Raw genomic sequence first — 2,121 nt, 5'->3', positions numbered from 1 at the left:
CGGCGGATCATCTCCGCTCGACCCAGAGGCGTCGTTCGGGCATTCTTGTGTGGGTTGTTCATCCTTGAAACCTTTCGGTGAATGTTTGGTCGCAAACACCTTCAGGCTTTCAATCCGGATGAACAACCTCCTCAGAACGCAAACTTAGGCATCGCCGATGCTTGATTTCAGCAATCACCGACGCGGTCATGGAGGAGGTCGCCGCCTGGCAGATCCGTCCTCTGGAGCCCTGCTACCCGATCGTCTTCATGGACGCGATCCCGGTCAATATCCGCAGCGACGGGGCGGTCTCGAGCAAGGCGGTCTTCGTGGCCCTTGCGGTGCTGCCCGACGGTACTCGGGACGTTCCGGGCCAATGAAGGCACGAAGTCCTGGACCAAGGTACTCAGCGACCTGCGCAACCGGGGCGTCCAGGACATCCTGATCGCCATCGTCGACGGGCTGAAGGGCTTCCCACAGGCCATCGAGGCGACGTTCCCTCAGACCCGGGGCAGACCTGCATTATCCACCTGCTACTCCATTCCATGAACTTTCGCCAGCTACATAGACCGCAATGCCTTCGCAGTCGCCCTAAAGGCGGTCTACACGGCGGTTGATGCTGACGTCGCCGAGCTGGTCCTGGCAGAGTTCGAGGGCAGCGAACTGGCCAAGCGGTATCCGGCAATCGCGCCGAGTTGGCGGCGGGCCTGGAACGAGGTCATCCCGTTTCTCGATTACCCGCCTGAGGTGCGCAAGCTGATCTACACCACGAATGCCATTGATGCCTTGAACTCGAAAATCCGGAGCGCCGTCAGAACGTGTTGCCACTTCCCAAGCGACGACGCCGCAGCGAAATTGATCTATCTGGCGCTCAATGCGACATCAAACGAGTGGAAGCGATCGGCCCGCGAATGGCACGCTGTCAGATCTCAGCTCGCGATCATGTTCGAAGACCGCTTCCCAATGACCTGATCAATGACGTCACAGCACAAAATATCGGACAGTCCCGGTCACCCGGGTCGGATCATCGCCCCGCAATTCGTCACACCTTTCGCCCGGCATCAAAAGAATGATCAAAACAATGCAGCTGCCATCAGTACGGCACTGTGTCAGGCGAACATGCGGCTCACTCGACCCAAATCGCTTGGTTAACGCAGAGCGTCCTGGTTATGCTGTTGCGAGTGATATCATATCTGGGCATCTGATCCTCCATCTTCTCGACAAAGACGATTTAATAGCAATCCCTTGATATCAATTAACAATTTCTGCATCAAGCTCTTATAGAATTCTATAAAGCGTGTCATCCCGCTTGATAACATGATGCATCAAGACGGCACCGATATGCACTGCAAACAGTCCTAAAAGGATCCACCCGCACCACGTGTGCATCGCGGAAAGGGTCCACGCAATATCCGGACTTTTTCCTATCGGGCTCCAGATATCAACGAGACCAAACCACTTAAGGGGAAAGCCGTGCGCATTCGTTGCTAGGAAACCGCTGACAGGCTGAAGGATCAAGAACAGGTAAAGAAGTCCGTGAACAGTGTGAGCGGCCATCCTCTCAAGCCTTGGCCCTCCCGTTTGGGGGCTGCGTGTCAGGAGCTTGTTGCCAACACGTATCAGCATAAGCCAGATCACGAGAAAACCGAAGCCTTCATGCAAAGCATAAAAAATCGGTTGAGTATCACCTTTGACAAGATGGATTACAAAGCCGAGAGGCCATGTTGCAAGCACGAGTATTGCTATCGACCAATGAAGAATGCGTGATGTTGCTGGATAGTGTTCAACACGTATCATGGTCTGAACAAGACTTGTCATGCTGACAGGTAATTTTGCTTCGATCGATTTATGCATATCGCTACTCATTGGATACACGCAGTCGTGAATACGTTCATTCTGCACGTTTAATAGTCATTTCTGTCGGAAACTTTTGTCTCAGTCAAGACAAGCTAGGCATTGTTGCCGCAATCCGATTGGTCGTCTACCCGGGCACCACTGAAATGCTCCCGGAAATCCGAACAGGTTTCTAAGGTGTATCCCACTGATTTGAAGGGATACGAGAATGGCGAAACGCCGGAATTTTTCGGACGCGTTTAAGGCGAAAGTCGCGCTTGAGGCTTTGCGGCGGTGACAATACGATCC

At 53.5% G+C, this 2,121-nt stretch carries 3 protein-coding genes; 1 reads left to right on the top strand and 2 read right to left on the bottom strand.

Features of this window, described 5'->3' with window-relative positions; genetic code table 11:
• Positions 1 to 161 precede the first annotated feature (161 nt).
• The gene (locus tag ABJZ52_RS15505; RefSeq protein WP_348190047.1) at positions 162 to 359 is read left to right on the top strand and encodes a transposase; all 198 of its coding nucleotides are present in this window, start codon (positions 162 to 164) and stop codon (positions 357 to 359) included.
• Positions 360 to 570: 211 nt separating this feature from the next.
• Here ABJZ52_RS15505 and ABJZ52_RS15500 read toward each other — a convergent pair whose 3' ends face one another.
• The gene (locus tag ABJZ52_RS15500) at positions 571 to 807 is read right to left on the bottom strand and encodes a hypothetical protein (protein ID WP_348190045.1); all 237 of its coding nucleotides are present in this window, start codon (positions 805 to 807) and stop codon (positions 571 to 573) included.
• Positions 808 to 1,257: 450 nt separating this feature from the next.
• Complete coding sequence (locus tag ABJZ52_RS15495) at positions 1,258 to 1,833, bottom strand: cytochrome b (RefSeq protein WP_348190043.1); 576 nt, start codon at positions 1,831 to 1,833, stop codon at positions 1,258 to 1,260.
• Between the last annotated feature and the right edge of the window lie 288 nt (positions 1,834 to 2,121).

Source organism: Roseibium sp. (assembly GCF_039982295.1).
In the GTDB taxonomy this organism is placed as follows: Bacteria; Pseudomonadota; Alphaproteobacteria; order Rhizobiales; family Stappiaceae; genus Roseibium.
Note: the sequence above shows the minus strand (reverse complement) of the source record. Positions and strands in the feature narration are given on the sequence as shown.